Source organism: Flammeovirga sp. OC4 (genome assembly GCF_000812565.1).
Classification (GTDB): Bacteria; Bacteroidota; Bacteroidia; order Cytophagales; family Flammeovirgaceae; genus Flammeovirga.
Genome location: NZ_JTAM01000066.1, coordinates 19,601 through 40,118 on the forward strand (window position 1 = coordinate 19,601; position 20,518 = coordinate 40,118).

The window sequence follows — 20,518 nt, forward strand, 5'->3', positions numbered from 1 at the left end:
CATACTTTTTCCGTTTATTATTTTTTGTAATCCAAAAAAGGTTAAAGGATAATTTACTTTAAGTTTACAACTTTGCTATAATGAGTCGGTCCATAGGTACATCATGTTCTTCTATGGGTAACTTTGGGATAACTTGAAAGTCATATCCAATTCCGATTTTGATGGCATTAGGATATTCTGAAAGGAAAGTATCGTAGTAACCTCCCCCATATCCCATTCTACCTTTTTCTTCTGAAAATCCAACACCAGGCACTAAAACATAGTTTATTTCACCTTTGTATTCAATTTCTTCCGAAGGCAAAAGAGTACCAAACTTTCCTTCTTTCAGTTGTGAGAGATCACTCAAGACCAAATGTTTTAATTGGCGTTTTGGAAGTGTTTTAGGCACTACAACCGTCCAACCTAGTGAAAGTGCTTTTTGAATAATCAATAATGTTGATGCTTCATTATTGATGGGAATATAAGTATGCAAAACAGCAACTTCTTGAGTGTGATTTCCCCAAAAAGTTGCTGCTATTTCTTTTTCAGCTTGGTCCACTTGTGCTTTAGATAAGAGGTTTCGCTGTTGTATAATTTTTTTCCTTAAAGTCTCCTTTTGATTATGCATTGCTTTTTACTAAGGCTTCTTGGTCTACCTTCTTTTTATTGAGTTCTTGATTTGTTCTTAATGTAAATCTAGAAAACAATAAAATAGCAGACAAAGTCAAACCTGTAGAAAGACCAATCCAAACCCCTAAAAAGCTCCATTCTGTATAATGTGTCAGTACAAAACCTAAAGGTAATGATACTACCCAGTAAGAAATAAAACAGATGAAAGTTGGCACTTTTACATCTGAAATTCCTCTTAAAGCTCCCGTCATAATCACTTGTGCACCATCTGACAACTGGAACAATGCGGCAAAAAACAGCATCGATGCAGCAAATTGTATTACTTCAACGTCTTCGGTAAATAAGGATGGTAGAAATTCATTGAACACCAAAAATGTAACGGCCGAAATAGACATGGCTAATAATGCGAATTGCATTCCTGTAAACCCTGCCAATCGAGCTTGCTGCCAGTTGCCTTCTCCATAAAAATTGCTCACCCTTACAGAAACTGCAGATGCTACACCACTCACCATCATGAAGGTAAGCGAGATCATGCTCATCACAATTTGATGTGCTGCCATTGGCTGTGTTCCAACAGATCCCACAATCATGGCTCCAACTGCAAATGCTCCTACTTCCATTAGTGCTTGTAAACCAATAGGAAGACTCATTTTCAGCTGTTGCAACAACTTACTTGCGTGTATTTTTGTTGTCTTGAAATTCTCTAAATATCGATGAAAATGTTTACTGTTCAGTACATAAATCATCATACCAACACCACCAACAATTCTTGAAACTAAAGTACCAATACCGGCACCCGTTAAACCTAATTCCGGTGCACCGAACTTTCCATATATTAATACATAGTTTAAACAGAAGTTGATAATATTAGCGGAAAGCGTAAAATACATGGCTACTTTGGTGTATTTCACTCCCTCTGCAAATTGTTTTGCTGTAAAAAACAGCATCAATGGCACTAATGAAAATGTATTAATCAATAAATAAGGTCTAGCAGCGTCTACTACTTCAGGCGTTTGCCCCATGTAATCCATCAACGTGGATAAAGTCAACAATACCACCACAAGGAATACACAAAACAAAGCATTCAAAGTCATACTATGTTTGAATAAGCTTCCCATTTCTTTGAAGTCCCTTTGGCCATAAGCTTTCCCCACCAAAGGAGTCACACCTACGGCAAAACCAATTCCGAATACCAAGAATATGGCAAATAAGCTATTCGCAAAACCGGCACCTGCTAAGTCAACAGTGTTATAGTGCCCTACCATCATGTTATCTACAATGTTGGTGAGGTTTTGACCAGCCTGGGAAATCACAACAGGTGTTGCTATTCGAATAGTATCTTTGTAATGCGTTTTATATGTATTTAACAGATTTCTCATTTATAGTGTTCTCTTCTCGCTCTTATCTCAATCAAAATACCCAAAGCCAATAGGTGAAAGTTATGCGTGCTTGTGATTAGGTGATTTTTGAAATGATTGATTATTATGAGCTAAAATGTATCGATTGTAAAAGTTTTACAAACATACGTGTTGTTTTTCAATTCTTTGATAAATTAATGATTTGGTTAACCAATATTAAATCAAATACCAAATCATTAACCCACCTTTTAAAACACTGTATATCAATCACTTTAAAACAAACATTTAAATGCTTCAAAATTTACTGACTAATGCCCTTTAAAAGTAAAAATCTGAAACTTATCTTTAATTTTCATTTCATATTAATAAAAAACAATAAGGAAGATATGCCTAATTCGAACCTTGATTTTTCTACCTCATTTTGGAATGCCGAATATTTGCTGATTGACAGCAGACAGCTTTCGGCACCTTCAAACACTATTTTTTTTGCATTGGAGGGAAAGAAAAGGACAGGACAATCTTTCATCCCTGAACTTTATGAAAAAGGAGTGCGTAAATTTGTAGTAACAAGTTCATTTGACAAAGCATATCTTTATAAAGAAGCCACTTTCGTATATACTGACAACACTTTAGCGACGCTACAAGCACTCACGGCATGGCATAGACAACTACATCAACAATTGCCTACGATCAGCATAACAGGTTCCAATGCGAAAACTATAGTAAAAGAATGGCTATATTTTCTATTAGAAATGGATTACAACGTGGTCAAGAGCCCTAAGAGTTACAATTCACAAATTGGAGTACCACTTTCTATATGGCAGATTAATGAAAAACATGATTTAGGCATTTTTGAAGCCGGCATTTCCCAACCTAATGAAATGCACAAGTTGGAAGAAATCATACAACCCAACATAGGTTTATTTACTAATATTGGAACTGCACATGATAAAGATTTTGATTCCATAGAGCAAAAAATTGATGAGAAAGCAAAACTCTTCCAAAATTGTGAAATTGTCGTTTACTGCAAAGACCACCCGTTGATTGATGAAAAATTATCGGCATTAGACGTCCCAACATTCTCATGGGGTGAACATCCAGATGCTGACCTTATCATCATGAAAGTGGCTGATTATGAAATCATGGTCAACTACGAAGGTGAAACGTTCCCAATGAACATTCCATTTTTAGACGATGCTTCTTTTGAAAATGCAATGCATTGTGTGGCCATGTTAGTTTGTTTGGAATACCCTTTTGAAACGATCCAAAGTAGAATCAATAAGCTAAAAAGGATTCCGATGCGCTTGGAACGTAAGGAAGGCATCAATAATACGGTTCTCATCAACGACTTTTACAATAATGATTTAGGAGGGCTCCAAATTGCTTTATCATTTCTAAATCAGAATCAAGAAACGTATCCACGAACTCTTATCTTCTCCGACCTTCTGCAAGGCGATAAAGATAAAAAAGCATTGTATGAAAGGGTCAATCAACTTTGTAAAGAATACAATATTGACAAGTTCATTGGAGTGGGTAAACAACTGAAATCTTACGAAGAAGTATTCAGTATCAAAGAAAAATATTTCTTTAATAATACTAACGAAGTAAGAACGGCTATCAAAAATTCAACTCTACAATTCAATAAAGAATTAATTCTACTGAAAGGAGCTAGACAGTTTGAATTTGAAAAAATTGCCACTTTACTTCAAAAGAAAATTCATAGCACACAGCTAGAAATCAATCTCGATGCTGTTGTACATAACCTCATGTTCTACAGGTCTCAACTTTCACCACAAACTAAAGTGATGGTAATGGTGAAAGCATTGGGCTATGGCAGTGGTAAAAGTGAATTGGCTAATATATTACAATATCACTTGGTCGATTATCTGGGAGTAGCCTTTGCTGACGAAGGAGTAGAATTAAGGCAAAATGGGATTAGAACTCCTATTATGGTATTGACGCCATCTCCAGACTCTTTTGAAATGATGCGTATGCATCAATTAGAACCGGAAATCTACAACCTTGAAATGCTAACTGCATTGGAGGAGTTTATTGCAGAGGAGAACCATGATGAACCTTTTGCTATTCAAATCAACTTTGATACAGGCATGCATCGTTTGGGGTTCACCACTGAAAATTATAAAGAGCTTGAAGAGCGGCTCTTAAAATTGGGTAATAAAATAGAGGTTAAAGGTGCCTTTACTCATTTAGCAGGTGCGGATGAAAGCGTACACGACACCTATAGTAAAGAGCAAATTCAAGAGTTTCAATTACTCACTTCTCAGCTTGAAAACGCTTTAGGTTACACGATAATCAAACATTGTCTTAACTCTGCTGGAATTGTTCGTTACCCAGAAGCTCAAATGGATATGGTCCGACTTGGAATTGGATTACACGGTGTTGAAGTCAATAACCTTAAACAAGATGATTTGCAGCCTGTCGCCACTTTAAAAACAGTTATTGCTCAGATCAAAGAAATGAAAGCGGGGCAAACAGTGGGTTATAGCCGAAAAGGAAAAGTTGATACTCCTAAGAAAATTGCAACTATAGGAATTGGCTATGCTGACGGCTTTGACAGAAGGCTCAGTAATGGAGTTGGGAAAGTAGTAATCAATGGTCAATTAGCACCAGTAATTGGTAATGTATGTATGGATATGACAATGGTAGATATTTCAGATATTCCAGCCAATGTTGGTGACGAAGTAATCGTCTTTGGTGAAAAACGTTCAATATCTACCATTGCAAAAGAGATTGGAACCATACCATACGAAATTCTTACTTCTGTCAGTTCAAGAGTCAAAAGGATTTACTATATGGAAGGATAAATAATATCTTCTTCTCCAAAAAATAAGGGCTTGTTCACTCACAAGCCCTTATTTGTTTATCTAAATCTCCTTCCTTTGATTTCGCCTTCAGTATATTTATAATCCGAATCGTTACCTAAGTAAAAAGAGTTATAATTGACAAAAATAGAATCGGCCGTTTTCAATACATGAAAAACTGTATTATTCGTTTGATAAACCTCCATACCAATCACTGAATAATTGCCATTATTGATCATCACGTTTTGCTCAGGAATCATCAATACACTAGAATCACCATCAATGGTCAATAAATTATCAATGCTTAGCGTCCAATTTACACCATACTCAGGCTGAATTTCAATACTACCATTTCCACTTCCTTCGTTAATACTCATTGAAAGATAACCTTGAAAACTCTGTTCTTGCTCAGGTTCACCTCCAGGTACTTTATAATACTTCACTTGTGAAGTGTAAACATAGTTGCTATTATCAGGTATATTATTAATCGGATTATCGAGCTCAGTACCACAGCTAAAAAATAATGCTGCTACAATAACAAATAGTAATTTTTTATACATCTTATCCTCCAAATTTAAAACCTACAACTAATTGAATATTTTGGTTAAAATACTTTTCGTCATCAAAAGTAACGTCAACTAAACCTCTGCTATATCTCCACTCAACAAATAACACTTTGGCTTCAGCTCCAATTCCGGCTGTAAATCCAAAATCTCCTCCTCTATACAAGTGGTTTACATCAAGATAATCTCCAAAAAGACCTCCTTCTCTTCTTTGAGCACCTGCTAAAGTAGCACCATAAAGACCTCCTTTGATGTAAATATTTTCGTTTAGATAATAGTTTAAAGTCAAAGGAAATACAAAATAACTTAATACCTCAGTGTATTTTACGGTCTCATTAGACTGACCTAACTCATGATTAAAACCACTAAATTCAGTTTTCTGACCCATTGAATTAAATAAGGCATCAAATTCTACAGAAAGACGGTCTTCAATAAAAAAGTTAGCTTTAAAACCAAAATAGAATGTTGTTCTTGCTCTTTCTCTAACGTTACTGAATTGAGCCCCAGTTTCTAATTGTGGAGCACTACCTGATGGAATTGACCATGATGGTCCCATAAAGAATCCCCATTCTACGGTTTTCTTTTCAGGTGCATAATATTTAGATTGGTAGTTAGAAAGGGAATCTTGATTTTTATATTCCTGAGCAAAACTGCTATTTATTAATCCCAAGACAAATATCAAGGAAAAGGAACCTAAAATCTTAAGGTAGTTTTTTTTCATAATAAGCAAAATAAAATAGTTATCTCTAAATCCTTTTTTATATATTTAAAGAACATAAAATACCAAAAATAATGTATCTCAACAATCAGATACAGCCTCTGACGTTTTATTTAATTCAATTATAAAACACCAGAAACATACTTTGAATATCAACACCAAATTAAACACAACACAATGCTCAATATTTCAGTAAATGACAAAGTATATTCTATTCTAAAGGACAAACAATCCGTGGTAATAGACAATAAAAATTACAATATTGACTATAAAGAAACTCATCCAAATGTATTTAGCGTAAATCATAACGGACAACGTTTTGATATTGAAGTCATTGCTTCAGATACTTCTTTCAAAAATGTAACACTAAAAATTAATGGAAAGAAAGTTTCTTTTGAAGCTAAAACCAAACTTGATCAATTATTAGATCAGTTGGGTATGAATTCTAAGAAAGGAAATCAAGAAAATATAATCAAAGCACCAATGCCAGGAAAGGTACTGGAATTACTTTGCAAAGAAGGTGATCAAATTGAAGAAAATGACAGCTTAATTATTTTAGAAGCCATGAAAATGGAAAATATTCTAAAAGCACCCATGTCAGGTCTCATCAAGAAGATTGATACTGTTGAAGGGAACTCTGTGGACAAAGGACATGTACTTATTGAAATAGAACAGATAGACAAATAAATACATTTCAACTACATTTTACGTCAACTATCAAGAGCTATTTTAGCAAGCTTTAAAGGTATTACGTTATAAAAAAGCCTTCTTCAGTTTTACAGAACTAAAGAAGGCTTTTTTTATGAGACAAGACGCCTATTTTTTGAAAAATCTTTCGGTCTTATTATCGTAATTAACAAAGTAGTATCTTCCTCCCACAAGTTTTGAACAATTCACCTCTTTTGAATTACCTGATAAAATTACTTTACCATATTGATCTAAAATTTCATACTTGATCGGTCTTGTAAAGGACAATGTTTTTGAAACTCTATTAGGATAAAATTTCACCTGTTCCGACTTAGAAGTATGCTCTAAAATGCTTGAGTAATAAACCTTTCCTGTCACTTCTAAGTATTTAATTTTATATTGATTTTCACCAGAATGGTGAAGTACTTTGTAGTAATATTTGTTTTGTTTTGGTTTTGATGTCCCCTGAATAATTTTTTCTTCTTTCCAAGAATTATGTTCCATTCGTAATACAACAAAATTTCCCTCGGCTGCTTCACCTGAAGTGATCCACTCAAGACCATCTTCAGTAATATCTAACTCTACAAATTGAAAATGTCCTTTATCACGAATCGCATTAGGGTTAAGAACTCGAGGAGTACAATCGTTAGAGTGAAATATGACGATACTGATTTCATCTCCTTTGCTTAAGTGATTCATTTCCAATTCAAAAGCACTTGCAAGAGGAAGACGTTGCATTTCGCTATGGTTGATCAATACTTTTTTCACACAAAATGTACCATCTGACAGTAATGGATTTTCAATATATAAATTGGTTCCTTTGTAAACGCCAGAAATAATCATTTCTCCATCTTGGCCAAAGCTTAAGATTGGAAACAGCATGAGAAGAAATAAATTATAAATCCTTATCGCTCTAAAAAAGCTAATTTGTTTCATTTATAATATGGATAATTAAAAGTAACTAGTCAGTAATTTTGTTATCAAATAATATACTAATTAAAATAATAGTTATGAAGAGAAATTTACTCTATAACAATATTAATTAATAAAATACATTATTCTAGCAACTTTGCTATGAAATTATTAAAAAGGTTTCATTATCAATCAAATTTACTCAATTTTTATCAATATAATGACTCTTAATGTATTTTTAATGGAATGAAAATCTAAATGTCTTTGTTTACCTTTGCAACTAGCTTATTGAAGCATAGGTTTAGATTATATCTTAAGTGTAAGTGATGGTTTGTATCAATAGATTCCATTTCTTCACTAAGCTCCTATATTTTTAAAGGACGGAAAAAGTAATATGGCATTAACATTTGAAATAAAACAAAAGGATCCTCAAACAAAGGCACGTGCAGGTAAAATCACTACTGCTCACGGAGAAATCCTTACACCTATTTTCATGCCTGTAGGAACGGCAGGTACAGTAAAAGCAGTTCACCAAAGAGAATTAAAGGAAGATATTAACGCTGAGATTATTCTTGGTAACACCTATCACCTTTACTTAAGACCTGGTACAGAAATTCTTGAAAAAGCAGGTGGTCTTCATAAATTCAATGGTTGGGATCGTCCTATTCTAACAGACTCTGGAGGGTACCAAGTATTCTCATTGGCCAACAATCGTAAAATCAAAGAGGAAGGTGTTACTTTCAGATCTCATATCGATGGATCAAAACACCTTTTCACACCTGAAAAAGTAATGGACATTGAACGTTCAATTGGTGCCGATATCATTATGGCATTTGATGAATGTCCTCCTTATCCTTCTGACTATTCATACGCTAAAAACTCTATGCACATGACCCACCGTTGGTTACAGAGATGTGTAGATCGATTAGCAGAAACGGAACCTTTATACGGTTATCATCAATCATTGTTCCCTATTGTTCAAGGTAGTACATACAAAGATTTAAGAACACAGTCCGCTGAAACAATTGCTAGTTTTGAAAGAGAAGGCAATGCTATTGGTGGTTTATCAGTAGGTGAACCTGCTGAAATGATGTATGAATTCACTGAACTTTGTTGTGATATTCTTCCTGAAGACAAACCAAGATATTTGATGGGGGTAGGTACTCCTGCAAACATCCTTGAAAATATCGCTTTAGGTGTCGATATGTTTGACTGTGTAATGCCAACACGTCAAGCAAGACATGGTCATGTTTTCACTACACAAGGGATCATGAACTTAAAAAATAAAAAATGGGAAGATGACTTTACTCCATTAGACGCTGAATTAGGTGGATATGTGAGTACATTCTACTCAAAGGGTTACTTGCGTCACATGTTCAAAGCCAATGAAGCTTTAGCAGGAATGGTTGCAAGTGTACATAACCTTACTTTCTATCTTTGGTTGGTAAGAGAGGCCCGTCAACATATTTTAGATGGTGATTTTAGAGAATGGAAAAATAGCATTACACCAAAATTAATGCAACGTTTATAATCTAATCCCATTTTTCGATTACAATAAGTACTAGGATAAATCATTGATTTTGGTTTGTTCTGGTACTTTTTTACTTAAAAAAATAACTATTTTAAACCCAGCAAGTTATCATACTATACACGTTTCACAACACAAAGATTCTTTTACAATGTATACTGAAAAGCTATGGATTTCAGTTATCTAAATGAATCATATTTTTTATTTTGTTTTCATGAAAAAACTATTAATTGTACTAACTCTCATCACAATTACTATTGCTTGTCAACCTTACAAAGATGTCGTCATTGATCCTTTTGCACCAAAGTTTGTAACGTTTGACCAAACTAGAATGTATTTTAAAAATGTGAGAGCAAGCTATTACAACAAGGTCAGTCTTCCCCAAACTGACACTACTACACACATGAATGTACTACTATATGATAAAGCGGTTCAAGATTCAACACAGGCCATCATTAATTTACATCTAGTCACTGTTGATAATAATGACAATGCCTTTATCATGTTAGCGCCTAATGAATTCTTTAAAGGATACCAACACTTTAGAGTGCATTGGGTAGATCACAAAGATGATTTTAAAGGAGAAATTAGATATAAACAGGGTGGTATGGCCGATCAGTTCCTGTTTTGCTCTGAAATCTACAACCTGCTCAACAAAGACGAAGTCACTTTTGAAGTCGAATTTGGAAATAAAAGAGTTCCATTTCTTGATACTGTTGAAGAAAAAAATGCTTTCAGAATTACAATGATTGATTTTTATCGCTTAGTTACCCTTCTATAAATCACAGTTATTAACACTAATCAATTGCCCATTCAGAAAAATTGTGGTTACTTGCATAAATTTTACACTTTAGTATTTTAACCATATTTTAAGGTCATGTCTCATATCACATACGGGAGAACATTAGATACAGCAAAAGATGCAATGGGAGCTGCAATTGCGGCCTATGAAGAAGATAGAAATGAGGATTACTGTGTAAAAGTATACTCTGATTTTAGTGAACCTGATGATATTCCTGTCCCACTCTTATTTAGAGAAGAGAAGGATATGCCTGAGATAGAAAAATTAGCTTTAGACCAATGTAAAGGGAAAATTCTTGACGTTGGGGCTGGTGCTGGATCTCATGCTTTAGCACTGCAAAAAAGAGGAAAAGACGTTACTGCCATGGATATTTCTTCATTGGCTGTTGATACCATGAAAAAGAGAGGTATACAAAACGTCATTGCAGGTAACATCTATGATTATGATGGTCAAAAGTTTGATACCCTACTAATGCTCATGAACGGAATTGGGCTTGTAGGCACTCTTGAAGGATTAGCAGAGTTTTTAGTAAAAGCTAAAAATTTCATTCAGAAAGACGGTCAAATCATTTTTGACTCTTCAGATATCATCCATCTTTTTGAAGATGAGGATGGTTCATACCTTATTGACCTTACAGCAGAATACTATGGCCAAATCCAATATTGGATGGAATTTGGCGATTTAAAAGGTGATAAATTTGACTGGCTTTATGTAAGTTACCCTGTATTGGAAGAATATGCAGCGGTAGCAGGTTATAAGGTCAACTTAATTCACGTTGGTGATTTAAACCACTATCTTGTTTCCTTAACTTTAAGTAATGATTAAGATTGGCGATTCAATCCATTATCAAAGACCTAAGACCATCGAAATAAGTATTTTACGCACACTAAATCAATTATTTTTCAAATTTAAATAGATTATATGATAGAATTAACAAGAGCACAGGCGTCGAGAGCAGCAATTGAAAGAATGTATGTAGTGATGAGACATCTCTTCATCAGAGGATATTACAAACCTGGTGGGGCTTCTGGCCATGCCATCATGCAAGATTTATTAATCCTTGAGCCAGAAATTTATGGTTCACTCGCTGATCCTCAAAAAGTCGACCTTAACGGACTTGTCTATGTTTTTGATCGTCTTCCTAAAGGAATTGAAGAAACACGATATATTAAATTGACATCTGAAGAAGGGTACGAGAAATCTTCATTTACTAAGATTATTCCTCAAGCAAGACGAAGAAATTGCTATCGTATTGACGAAGAACAAATGTTTATAGAAATCACTCGTGGTAGAAGTGAAATCTATGACATCCTTACGCACTTGACCTTTATTTATATTGAGGCTGAAAAAATCAAACAGCATGCTCAAGATAAAAAAGGAAATGCACTGAGAGAATGGGAACAACTAGAAAAAATTGTAACAGGTGAACAAGCACTTACAAAGGAAAACGAGGAAGTAGCATTTACTTACCTTGCGACTATTTTGGGAAGAACTTACCAAGAGACTAGAGATGCTCACCACAGATTTATTAAACATTCTAAAAAGAATAACGGCCTCTTCCACATTGTTTATTGGTTAGGAAAATTAGCCATCAATGAAGAATTAAAAAGTGAAGATCGTATCATCAGTTTCAGTCCAACACTTCGTGAAAGAATTGGACACCACATTTATGGTGAAAGATGGGCCAATAAAATCAAAAGAGCTTTACTACACAACGGACTTATTCAGCGACCAATCCACATCATCAGCTCAAACCTGCATAGTGTTATGAACACGTTTTATGCATGTGATGCATTGGGTAAAAAAGGCAAGAATACAGACTTTCTTAATTTGATGGAAGAAGTTAGTCAAGGAGATAATGGTCACTTGAGAGATAAAATTTATCACTCTGCCATTGAAAAGGGAATGATTCAGGTACAGGAAGATTCAGGAACAAATATTTCTGTTCAGATTTTTGATACCGCTAAAACTCTACCCGCTTCTCTTCCATCTAACATCAAAATGCCTGAAAGTATTGATGCTGAAAATGCTCCAGTGATTGTAGTAATGGATTATGCTTTTGGTGAACAGGCCTTTGAAACAATGGATGAGCTGTTGAAACCATACGAATCAGAAAATGAACAAATCAACCTTGATGTTCAAAGTGTTTCTATTATGGGAAAAGCTGGTATTCTGAAAGGAGGAAAAGGTGATGTGATGACACCAACGGCTCACATTTTTGAAGGTACTGCAGACAATTATCCTGTAGAAAATGACCTTACGCCAGAAGATTTTAAAGATATCAAGGACCTTAAGTTTGTAGATGGCCCAATGGTAACTGTATTAGGGACCTCATTACAAAACAAAGATATCTTAACGTACTTCAAGAATTCTTCATGGGGCGTAATGGGACTTGAAATGGAAGGTGCCCACTACCAAAAAGCGATTCAAGGAGCATCAAAAATTAGAAATAATATTAGTAAAGATGTAAAAGTAAGGTATGCTTATTACGCCTCGGATAACCCTCTTATTACCGGAAGTACTTTAGCCAACGGAAGTTTAGGATTAACAGGTGTAAAACCAACTTATTATATCACTTTAAAAATACTGGAAAAAATATTCAATAATTAGCTTTAAGATCACATCGAAAAGGTGTTTATCTAAATATTTTTTACAGTCATTGCACAATGAGAGAAATTTATCTTTTATTGTGCAATTATTTTATATGATAATTTGTTGTAAACTCAGACAAAATTGTCTTCAGTATTTGCTATTTTTGTGTTTAAACTGCAACTGTAAGTAAGCAGGTTTTGACTGAAAATACATCATTAAATGTAAAATAAGGTAGTTATGAGTAAAGATAAATCAGAACAGAATCAAGAAATTGACTGGGAAGCGTTAGAAGCTGAAGACAAAGCAAATGAAGTTTCTAAAGAAGAAAAAGTAGATGTTGATAAAATTGAGGAAGAAAAGAAACTACTTTCGAATGAAGAAAAGTTCAGTCCTTATCCAGATGATTTCCTTGCAGATATAAATATTATAAGAAAAGAATACGATCAGGAACAAAAAAACAACGATTTTCAAGAAAACGACTTGGAAGAGTGATAATTATAAACTTTCTTGTACAATACAGATAACAATATCACGTTGTTTTTTTAAAGGCTTCCTTTTATCCCAATAATCACTTAATTAGGAAGGCTATTTTTACTTTAGAAATCACTTTCATTAATACTCTAATATGCCATTGATGTTTGATTCATCAAAATCTCGAGCTATACTCATAGGTATAGGTACTTTCTTAAAAGACGATGATCTTCATAGACGTGAGCATGTTTATAAAGATATCAGCTTATTAAGAGATACATTAACCGACACTCAGATTCTTGGAATTCACGAAAGAGATATTGTTTCTTTGGTTGATTCAGAAGGAAATACAATGATTAAAGAACGTATTGCTGAAGTAGCCGATGCTACTCAGGATACATTGATTTTATTTTACTCCGGATACCTCATTGAAAGAAAAGGTAAATTGATTCTTTCTTCTCCACATACTACTATTAATCAATGCCATATTAATGGTATACCATTAAGCGAAGTGTTGGAGATCATTGATGAATCTGAAGCTAAACGTGTCTTCTTAATTTTAGATGCTGACTACAGAAGAGCTAAAAAGTCAGATCAAAATACTGACCCTTCTACGATAAAAGAACTTCTGCCAACAGGCCCAAAGAAAACATATATTGTATCTGAATTCGGAAATGTTAATTCTAACCAAACTATCGCTTCTGAATTAACGGACCTATTCCAAACAGGAATTGAGGAAGAAAGAGAAGTATTGACGCTCAATGATGTCAAAAAGCATTTTAGTAAGGAATCATCTCTTCGTGAAGTATTATTTATCACCAACGAAGAAGGTGATATTCCAATATGTTTAAATAAGAGATTTTCTAAAGCAAAAAAGCTAAGAACAGAAATTGAAGATAAATTCAATGATAAGAAGTTCGAGGAAGCTTTACCTTTACTAAAAGAAGGTATTGAACTCTTTGAAAATGACGATGAGTTCAATAATATGGCTACTTTCATCGAAACGTTGCATCAAGCTGATCAAATGTTTACGAATGAAAGTTATGATGCGGCAAAGAACAGGTACCAAGCAGCTTGGGAAATTATTAATGAAGACACTGCTTACAAAGGGATCATTAAGTCATTAGAAAAAATAGCTGATATTCAATATGACAATGAAGACTTTGAAGCTTCTAAACAAACATATACTGAATTATTGAAGTATGATTCAACAAATGGATTATACAACGATAAAGTCAATTACTGCGATAATGAATTGAAGTTTACCTCTCATATTGACTTGGGAGATAAAGCTTATTTTGAAAATAAATTTACCATCGCAAAAGAGCATTACAGTAAAGCTTTAAAATATAGAAAAGACCCTGTAGTACTCCGTAGAAAAGAAGAATGTGATAAAATCTTATCTCGTGAGGAAAAACTGAGAGAAGAGATTAAGGCTGAACTTCAAGAAGAAATCAAGAAAGACCTTGATAAAGAAGTAGAAGAGCAAATCAAAAACAAAGAGACAGAATTAAAAGAACAATTAAGATCTCAAATTGAAAACGAGCTTTCTTCTTCCTTAATGCCTAAAGCAAAAGATGAAGTAACACAAGAGCTGGAAACCACAATCTGGAAAAAAACAGCTATTTGGAATAGTATAGAGGGGTATCAATTCTATCTTTCTATGTTCCCAGAAGGACACTTTATCGATAAAGCTAACCAACGAATTGATCAAATTCACAAGAAGACTTTAGCAAAGAAAATGGAGGAAATCACTCCTATTCCCCCTGTTCAAGTCATTGATAAAAAGGAAACAAAGAAAGAAGAACTTAATATAGATAGAGCACTTCTAATGGACCTTAGAATGGAACCAATAGAAGATATTCTAGCCAAAATTGAAGAAGCAAGAGGCCTAAAAGGTGAAGTGTTGCTTTGGAAAGACAACGAACGTATTCTGCTTGAAAGAAATGAAGAAGAAAATGAATACGTTGCACCAATTCCCTCTCCTGTCATTTCTGAACTAGATGAGGTGATGAATGAGGCGATCAAAGAGTTGGAGGAAGAAGAAGAAACAACACCTTCGGATAAAGTAGAAATTGAAACAGATACTGAAACAGTTGTTCAAGCAGAGGAAACTGAAGTCACTTTTGCTGAAACAGAAATCAATGAAGTTTCATCAGATTCTTTCTCACTCGAAGAAGCACAACAGTTATCCGAAGCTGCTCAGAAAAATGCTGATGATGTCACAGATGATTTGATTACGGAAGAAGTTGTAGAGCTTTCTGATACTACATCTTCATCGGTTGTATCATCAACTCCTACTGAAAGTAATGCACTTGAAGAATTAGGTGAAGAAGAATTATGGAGTCGTGCTGAAAAATTGAATACCAAAGACGGGTATTTAGAATACATCAACTTCACAAAAACTGCTGATCAAATTGCAGAGGCTTATTACAGAATCAATAAGATTGACCAAGGTGAAACTCCTGAAATCACTTTCAATGAGGTAGCACCTCCAACAATTGAAGAAACAGTTATTGAAGAGCCTGAGGCAGTTGAAGAACCTGTTCAAACAGAACCAGAGATTGAAGCACCTCAAAGCGAAATTGAAGAAACGCCAGTAAATAATTCCGTATTTATAGATGGAATGGATGAAGAGACACTTTGGAACACAGCACTTTCTATTAATACAATAGACGCTTACAAAGAATATCTGAACCGTACTGAAGCTAATGATTACTTGGCAGATGCTTATTCTAATATCAATACCATTCAAAATGGCGATACTGTAGACAATTCAGCAAGCGAAGAGTTTGAAACGATAGACTTCACTCCTACTTCATTTGATACAGTTGATGACAGTGACAGTGCTGATTCATCTTCAGTAGATACACCTGAGGCAGAAGTACCAACTTTCGAAATTGAAGAAATTACATCTAATGAGACGGATTCTAACGAGACGTTACAGGAAGGTATTGATTCAATCATCAATGAAGAACCTAGTACTTTAAACGGTTTTGATAACAGTGAAATTTCATCTGTTACCGACACTGCTCCTCAAGTAGACATTGAAACAGAAACTCAGCCTGAAATCGAAATCCAATCTCCAGTTGACAGTTTATCATTAGAAAACGATGAATTTGAGGTAAATGAGGACGAAGAAGATCTTTGGAAAAATACATGTGAGGAAAATACGTTAGGGGCATACTTTAACTACCTTAACCTTACAACCCAGAAGAAATACTGGAAAGAAGCCAAAGATAAAATTAGTTCCTTAAAAAATGATTCTCAAGCCAAAGAGGAAGACGATTGGAACCGTGCACAAGAAATAGATACTATTGAAGGATATAAAACATATATCAGAAAATATCCTCTTGGAAATTACTATGCTGCCGCAATGATGCGACTTGGAAAGCTAGAATAATCAGTATCAATACGTTACTCATTATAAATAAGGCCTTGTTTCTTTCGAAGCAAGGCCTTACTTTTTGTTAAAAAATATAAGTTTCATTAAAGATTAAATTTACTGATCACCATCATTGGATATTAATAAATATTTATGAAAATTATGTATACAAAATCACTAGAAAACGTATTTAATAATAGGAAGTGAAAGTGAATTAACTTAACCAAAAAAGATCAATATTATGGGATTACTAAATAGAATATTCGTAGCGTTAGATGCATCTAAAAAGGACGTTCCTTTACTAAAACATGCCAATAAATACATCAATGAATCTGAAGCTGAAAAAATTTACTTCGTTCATGTGCAAGAGTCTTTAGACCTTCCTAAAGAGGTCACAGATAAATACCCCAATATGCTTAGTCCGTTAGATGAATCTATTAGAGTAAGCATGGATAAGCTCATTCATGAACATATCCCAAACATAGATAACATTAATCACGAGCTTTTAATTGAAGAGGGTAACCCCGCTGAAACAATCATTAAGCTTGTCAAAAGGAAACAAGCTGATATTGTTATTCTAGGTAAAGACGGCCAAGGAAAAGGAACGGGTTCTGTTGCAAGAAAGATTGCAAGTTTTGCACCTTGTTCTATTCTTTTTGCTCCAGAATTACTACAATACGACACAGAACCTAAGGCACTGATCCCAATCAATTTTTCTGAAACAAGTAAAGATACTTTACAACAAGTTGAAGAAATTGCGGCACACATTCACGATCTCAAATCATTAGCTATCAACTGCTTCCGTATACCCCATGGATATAGTTCAACAGGAAAAAGCTATGATGAAATGGTTGATATATTAAAAGGTGTTGCTCAAAAGAAACTAGATCATTTTGTTAACAGTGCAATTGATGATCATAATATTGAAACAAAACCAATATTGATTGAGGAAGACGAAACTACTGCAGATGCAATCTACAAAGCAGCAAAAGATGAAAATGCCGATATGATTATAATTGGTTCTAAGAGTAGAACATTTATGGCTTCAATGGTACTTGGAAGTACAGCAGAGAAACTGCTACTTTCCAATATCAACATCCCTATCCTTATTTATAAAAATAAAAATCAAACCTTGGATATTTTCAACTTCTTTGACAGAATTTAATTAAATAATATTTATAATTGCAAAATTCCTAAAAGGTGAGTAGTATTGATGACTACTCACCTTTTTTGTTTATATAATGTTACATAGTATTTTTTACACTTATATATATTAGTACATTTTCCGAATAAAAAGGATGAAAAAGATCATCATAATTATAGAAATCTAAATAGCAACTTTATTGATAAAAGGTTGTTCTTTTGTAATATCAAATTATTCATTATCTCACACACAAAACATTCTTTCATAATATGGAGATGTTTCTAACGCTACTACAGTCAGACTACGTAGCATTATTCGCAATTATTGCATTTGGTATTTTATTAGGTAAAATCAGTGTCAAAGGTGTATCCTTTGGATTATCTGCAGTGATTTTTGTGGCCATGTTTTATGGTTACCTTATGAATGCATTGGGTTTTGAAGATTTTGCCATACCCGGTATCATTCAAAAAATAGGTTTATTATTATTCATTTTTACGATTGGTATGCAGGCTGGGCCTTCGTTTTTCGAAGCCTTCAAATCGCAAGGCAGCAAACTAATCATTTTAGCAACACTTTCAGTTGTATCTGGAGGCCTTGTCACTTTTATCTTAGGGATTACCTTTGATATAGACTTTAAAATCGCAGTAGGTCTATTGACAGGAGCTCTTACTTCAACGCCAGGTCTTGCCGCAGCCATAGAAAGCTCACAATCGCCTCTAGCTTCTATTGGTTATGGTATTGCATATCCTTTTGGGGTAATCGGTGTTATTCTTTTCGTAAAATTAGCACCTAAATTCTTTGGCGTCAGTGTCGAAGAAGCGGAGAAAAAATACGAAGAGGAAGCAACAGCTGATACACCTGACCTTGTCAATAAAAACTTTATTGTCACCAACGATAACGTTCATGGTAAAACTATCGGTGAGCTGAATATTCGTTTTATGACAAAAGCCAACATCTCACGTGTGATGGAACCTAACACTGAGAGTAAGCCACCAATGAAAGATACAATTCTCCATAAAGGAGATTTAGTAAAAGCAGTTGGTACGCAAGAGGCTTTAAAAAGAGTAGAACTGTTGCTTGGTGAACCGACTGATCAGAAAATACCTCGATCAGGTATACATGAAATTCGTTGGTTTGTTGTATCGTCAAGAAACATAGTAGGCAAAACTTTAGGTGAACTTGATTTACACAATAACTACTTAGCAACGATTACAAGAGTCAGAAGAGCAGGACTAGATTTATCGCCAAGACCTTCTACTCGTTTACGATTTGGAGACAAATTACTAATCTCGTCTACAAAAGGAAACATTGTTGGACTTACTGAGCTTTTCGGAGATAGTATTAAAATCGTCCAAACACCAAGCTTCCTGCCTGTTGCTTTGGGTATCATTATCGGTGTTTTATTAGGTAAACTCGAAGTACCACTTCCGGGTGGCTCGTCTTTCTCACTAGGTCTTACAGGCGGTGTTTTAATGGCTGCTTTAGGACTAAGTAGATTAGGTAAGACAGGACCTGTAATATGGCACTTACCGAGTAATGCTAATGCGTTATTAAGACAATTTGGACTACTATTATTCCTTACACCTGTTGGTGTGGGAGCAGGTACTAAACTTGTCTCTACCATCAGTGAGTATGGATTCCAACTATTTGGCATTGGAGCATTAATTACTTTAATCCCTATGCTAATTGTTACAATTGTAGGTCACGTATTCTTTAAGGTTAATTTCTTATCGTTAATGGGTGCCTTAACTGGAGGCATGACGTCTACTCCTGGTCTTAGTGCTATGGATAATATGACGGAAAGTGACGCCCCACAAGTTGCATATGCGACGGTTTATCCTTTTGCCTTAGTAGCAATCATTATTGTTGCTCAGATTATCGGAGGATTATAAATAATAACCATATAAATAAAAATAGCCTCAACTACATTATTTAGTGGTTGAGGCTATTTCTATTTATCTCTTTTCAATAAAACTGAGGATCTCTGACAACACCTCTGCTTTGATTTTCTCATTGTGCATTTCATGCCTTAAACCTTCCCATATTTTGAAGGTAATATTTTCAGAAGGTGCCTTATTTGCAAATTCTTCAGAAGCTTTATATGATGTGATATTATCATCATCTCCATGCATCAATAAAGTATTTACTTTCAATTGTCCTGCATTTTCGATCGCCCATTCACCGGCTTCTTTTACACCAAAATAGAGTGCCGTACAAATCTTATTGTGAACCAAAGGGTCTTTTACATACACCTCTCCCACTGTCAAATCAGTTGATAAGTCTGCTGGATTTAACTTTGATGGAATCACAAAATCTTTAAAAATACCTCCTATAAACTTCCCTATTTTCTCTTGCCAAGCCGGAGGATCAACTGCCAATCTCAACCAAGGACTTGTCACGATAGCTCCTTTTAGAAAAGAAGGGTTTTCTTTCAAAAGATAAGAAGAAACAATATTTCCACCCATACTATGGCCATAAAGAAAGACAGGTACATCTGGAAACTTTTCTTTAATTAAAGAGAGCAGCTCGGTTACATTATACAACACGGCATCATAACTTGGTACAACCCCTCTTTTACCAGGCGTCTTCCCATGTCCTCTTTGGTCATAACCTATAAAACCGTAATTATTTTCTGAAAAAAAAGCAGCAACATGAGCATATCTTTCAATATGTTCTCCAAAACCATGAATCATAGCAATTATAGCTTTGGGCTTTTCATCTTCAGGTAACCAACATTTCCCGTATATATCTATATTATCTACTGTTTGCCAAGAGTATTCAAAAGATTTCATTTTAATGATTTAGTGATTATTTGTATTTCAAAAAATTAGTAAAAGATAATAATTTTTGATGATTTCTAGCCTAACCAATCCTTTTTCATGGTTTAAAAGTTATAATTAGTAATATTATTCTTTTGTATAATAATA

The 20,518-nt window shown here is 34.4% G+C and carries 16 protein-coding genes; 10 read left to right on the forward strand and 6 right to left on the reverse strand.

Features of this window, described 5'->3' with window-relative positions; all coding sequences use genetic code 11:
* Window positions 1-64: 64 nt before the first annotated feature.
* A complete protein-coding gene (locus tag PL77_RS23680; RefSeq protein ID WP_052444677.1) occupies window positions 65-607 on the reverse strand; it encodes a 5-formyltetrahydrofolate cyclo-ligase in 543 nt (180 codons plus the stop codon).
* Window positions 600-1,988, reverse strand: a complete 1,389-nt coding sequence (locus tag PL77_RS23685; protein ID WP_044210987.1) for an MATE family efflux transporter — start codon at window positions 1,986-1,988, stop codon at window positions 600-602. The genes PL77_RS23680 and PL77_RS23685 overlap by 8 nt, the downstream gene beginning before the upstream one ends.
* A 365-nt stretch (window positions 1,989-2,353) precedes the next feature.
* Here PL77_RS23685 and PL77_RS23690 point away from each other — a divergent pair, with 365 nt between their 5' ends.
* Window positions 2,354-4,792 carry a bifunctional UDP-N-acetylmuramoyl-tripeptide:D-alanyl-D-alanine ligase/alanine racemase gene (locus tag PL77_RS23690; protein WP_044211042.1) on the forward strand — a complete coding sequence of 813 codons (2,439 nt, stop codon included), beginning with the start codon at window positions 2,354-2,356 and terminating at the stop codon, window positions 4,790-4,792.
* A 56-nt stretch (window positions 4,793-4,848) separates the two neighbouring features.
* Here PL77_RS23690 and PL77_RS23695 read toward each other — a convergent pair whose 3' ends face one another.
* A complete protein-coding gene (locus tag PL77_RS23695) occupies window positions 4,849-5,349 on the reverse strand; it encodes a hypothetical protein (protein ID WP_044210988.1) in 501 nt (166 codons plus the stop codon).
* 1 nt (window position 5,350) lies between these two features.
* The gene (locus PL77_RS23700; protein ID WP_044210990.1) at window positions 5,351-6,073 is read right to left on the reverse strand and encodes an outer membrane beta-barrel protein; all 723 of its coding nucleotides are present in this window, start codon (window positions 6,071-6,073) and stop codon (window positions 5,351-5,353) included.
* A gap of 174 nt (window positions 6,074-6,247) precedes the next feature.
* On the opposite strand from PL77_RS23700, the gene PL77_RS23705 reads away from it, so the two are divergent.
* Complete coding sequence (locus PL77_RS23705) at window positions 6,248-6,757, forward strand: biotin/lipoyl-containing protein (protein ID WP_044210992.1); 510 nt, start codon at window positions 6,248-6,250, stop codon at window positions 6,755-6,757.
* 129 nt (window positions 6,758-6,886) lie between these two features.
* Here PL77_RS23705 and PL77_RS23710 read toward each other — a convergent pair whose 3' ends face one another.
* The gene (locus PL77_RS23710; RefSeq protein WP_044210993.1) at window positions 6,887-7,639 is read right to left on the reverse strand and encodes a hypothetical protein; all 753 of its coding nucleotides are present in this window, start codon (window positions 7,637-7,639) and stop codon (window positions 6,887-6,889) included.
* Window positions 7,640-8,063: 424 nt separating this feature from the next.
* On the opposite strand from PL77_RS23710, the gene tgt reads away from it, so the two are divergent.
* The 8 genes from tgt (at window position 8,064) to PL77_RS23750 (ending at window position 19,483) form a co-directional block, all read left to right on the forward strand.
* The gene (tgt, locus tag PL77_RS23715) at window positions 8,064-9,200 is read left to right on the forward strand and encodes a tRNA guanosine(34) transglycosylase Tgt (protein WP_044210995.1); all 1,137 of its coding nucleotides are present in this window, start codon (window positions 8,064-8,066) and stop codon (window positions 9,198-9,200) included.
* A 211-nt stretch (window positions 9,201-9,411) separates the two neighbouring features.
* Entirely contained in the window at window positions 9,412-9,978 is a 567-nt protein-coding gene (locus PL77_RS23720; protein WP_044210997.1) for a hypothetical protein, read from the forward strand.
* 96 nt (window positions 9,979-10,074) lie between these two features.
* Window positions 10,075-10,824 (forward strand): bifunctional 2-polyprenyl-6-hydroxyphenol methylase/3-demethylubiquinol 3-O-methyltransferase UbiG, encoded by a 750-nt coding sequence (locus PL77_RS23725; protein WP_044210999.1) that lies wholly within the window; start codon window positions 10,075-10,077, stop codon window positions 10,822-10,824.
* A 96-nt stretch (window positions 10,825-10,920) separates the two neighbouring features.
* Window positions 10,921-12,609, forward strand: a complete 1,689-nt coding sequence (locus PL77_RS23730) for a hypothetical protein (RefSeq protein ID WP_044211000.1) — start codon at window positions 10,921-10,923, stop codon at window positions 12,607-12,609.
* A 219-nt stretch (window positions 12,610-12,828) separates the two neighbouring features.
* On the forward strand, window positions 12,829-13,083 hold the full coding sequence (locus PL77_RS23735) for a hypothetical protein (protein ID WP_044211002.1): 255 nt from the start codon (window positions 12,829-12,831) through the stop codon (window positions 13,081-13,083).
* A gap of 142 nt (window positions 13,084-13,225) precedes the next feature.
* Entirely contained in the window at window positions 13,226-16,465 is a 3,240-nt protein-coding gene (locus PL77_RS23740; protein WP_156152512.1) for a hypothetical protein, read from the forward strand.
* Between the two features lie 223 nt (window positions 16,466-16,688).
* Complete coding sequence (locus PL77_RS23745) at window positions 16,689-17,612, forward strand: universal stress protein (RefSeq protein ID WP_044211004.1); 924 nt, start codon at window positions 16,689-16,691, stop codon at window positions 17,610-17,612.
* 248 nt (window positions 17,613-17,860) lie between these two features.
* Complete coding sequence (locus PL77_RS23750; protein WP_052444678.1) at window positions 17,861-19,483, forward strand: aspartate:alanine exchanger family transporter; 1,623 nt, start codon at window positions 17,861-17,863, stop codon at window positions 19,481-19,483.
* Between the two features lie 63 nt (window positions 19,484-19,546).
* On the opposite strand, the gene PL77_RS23755 is transcribed toward PL77_RS23750, so the two are convergent.
* Window positions 19,547-20,383 carry an alpha/beta hydrolase gene (locus PL77_RS23755; protein ID WP_044211006.1) on the reverse strand — a complete coding sequence of 279 codons (837 nt, stop codon included), beginning with the start codon at window positions 20,381-20,383 and terminating at the stop codon, window positions 19,547-19,549.
* Window positions 20,384-20,518 lie beyond the last annotated feature (135 nt).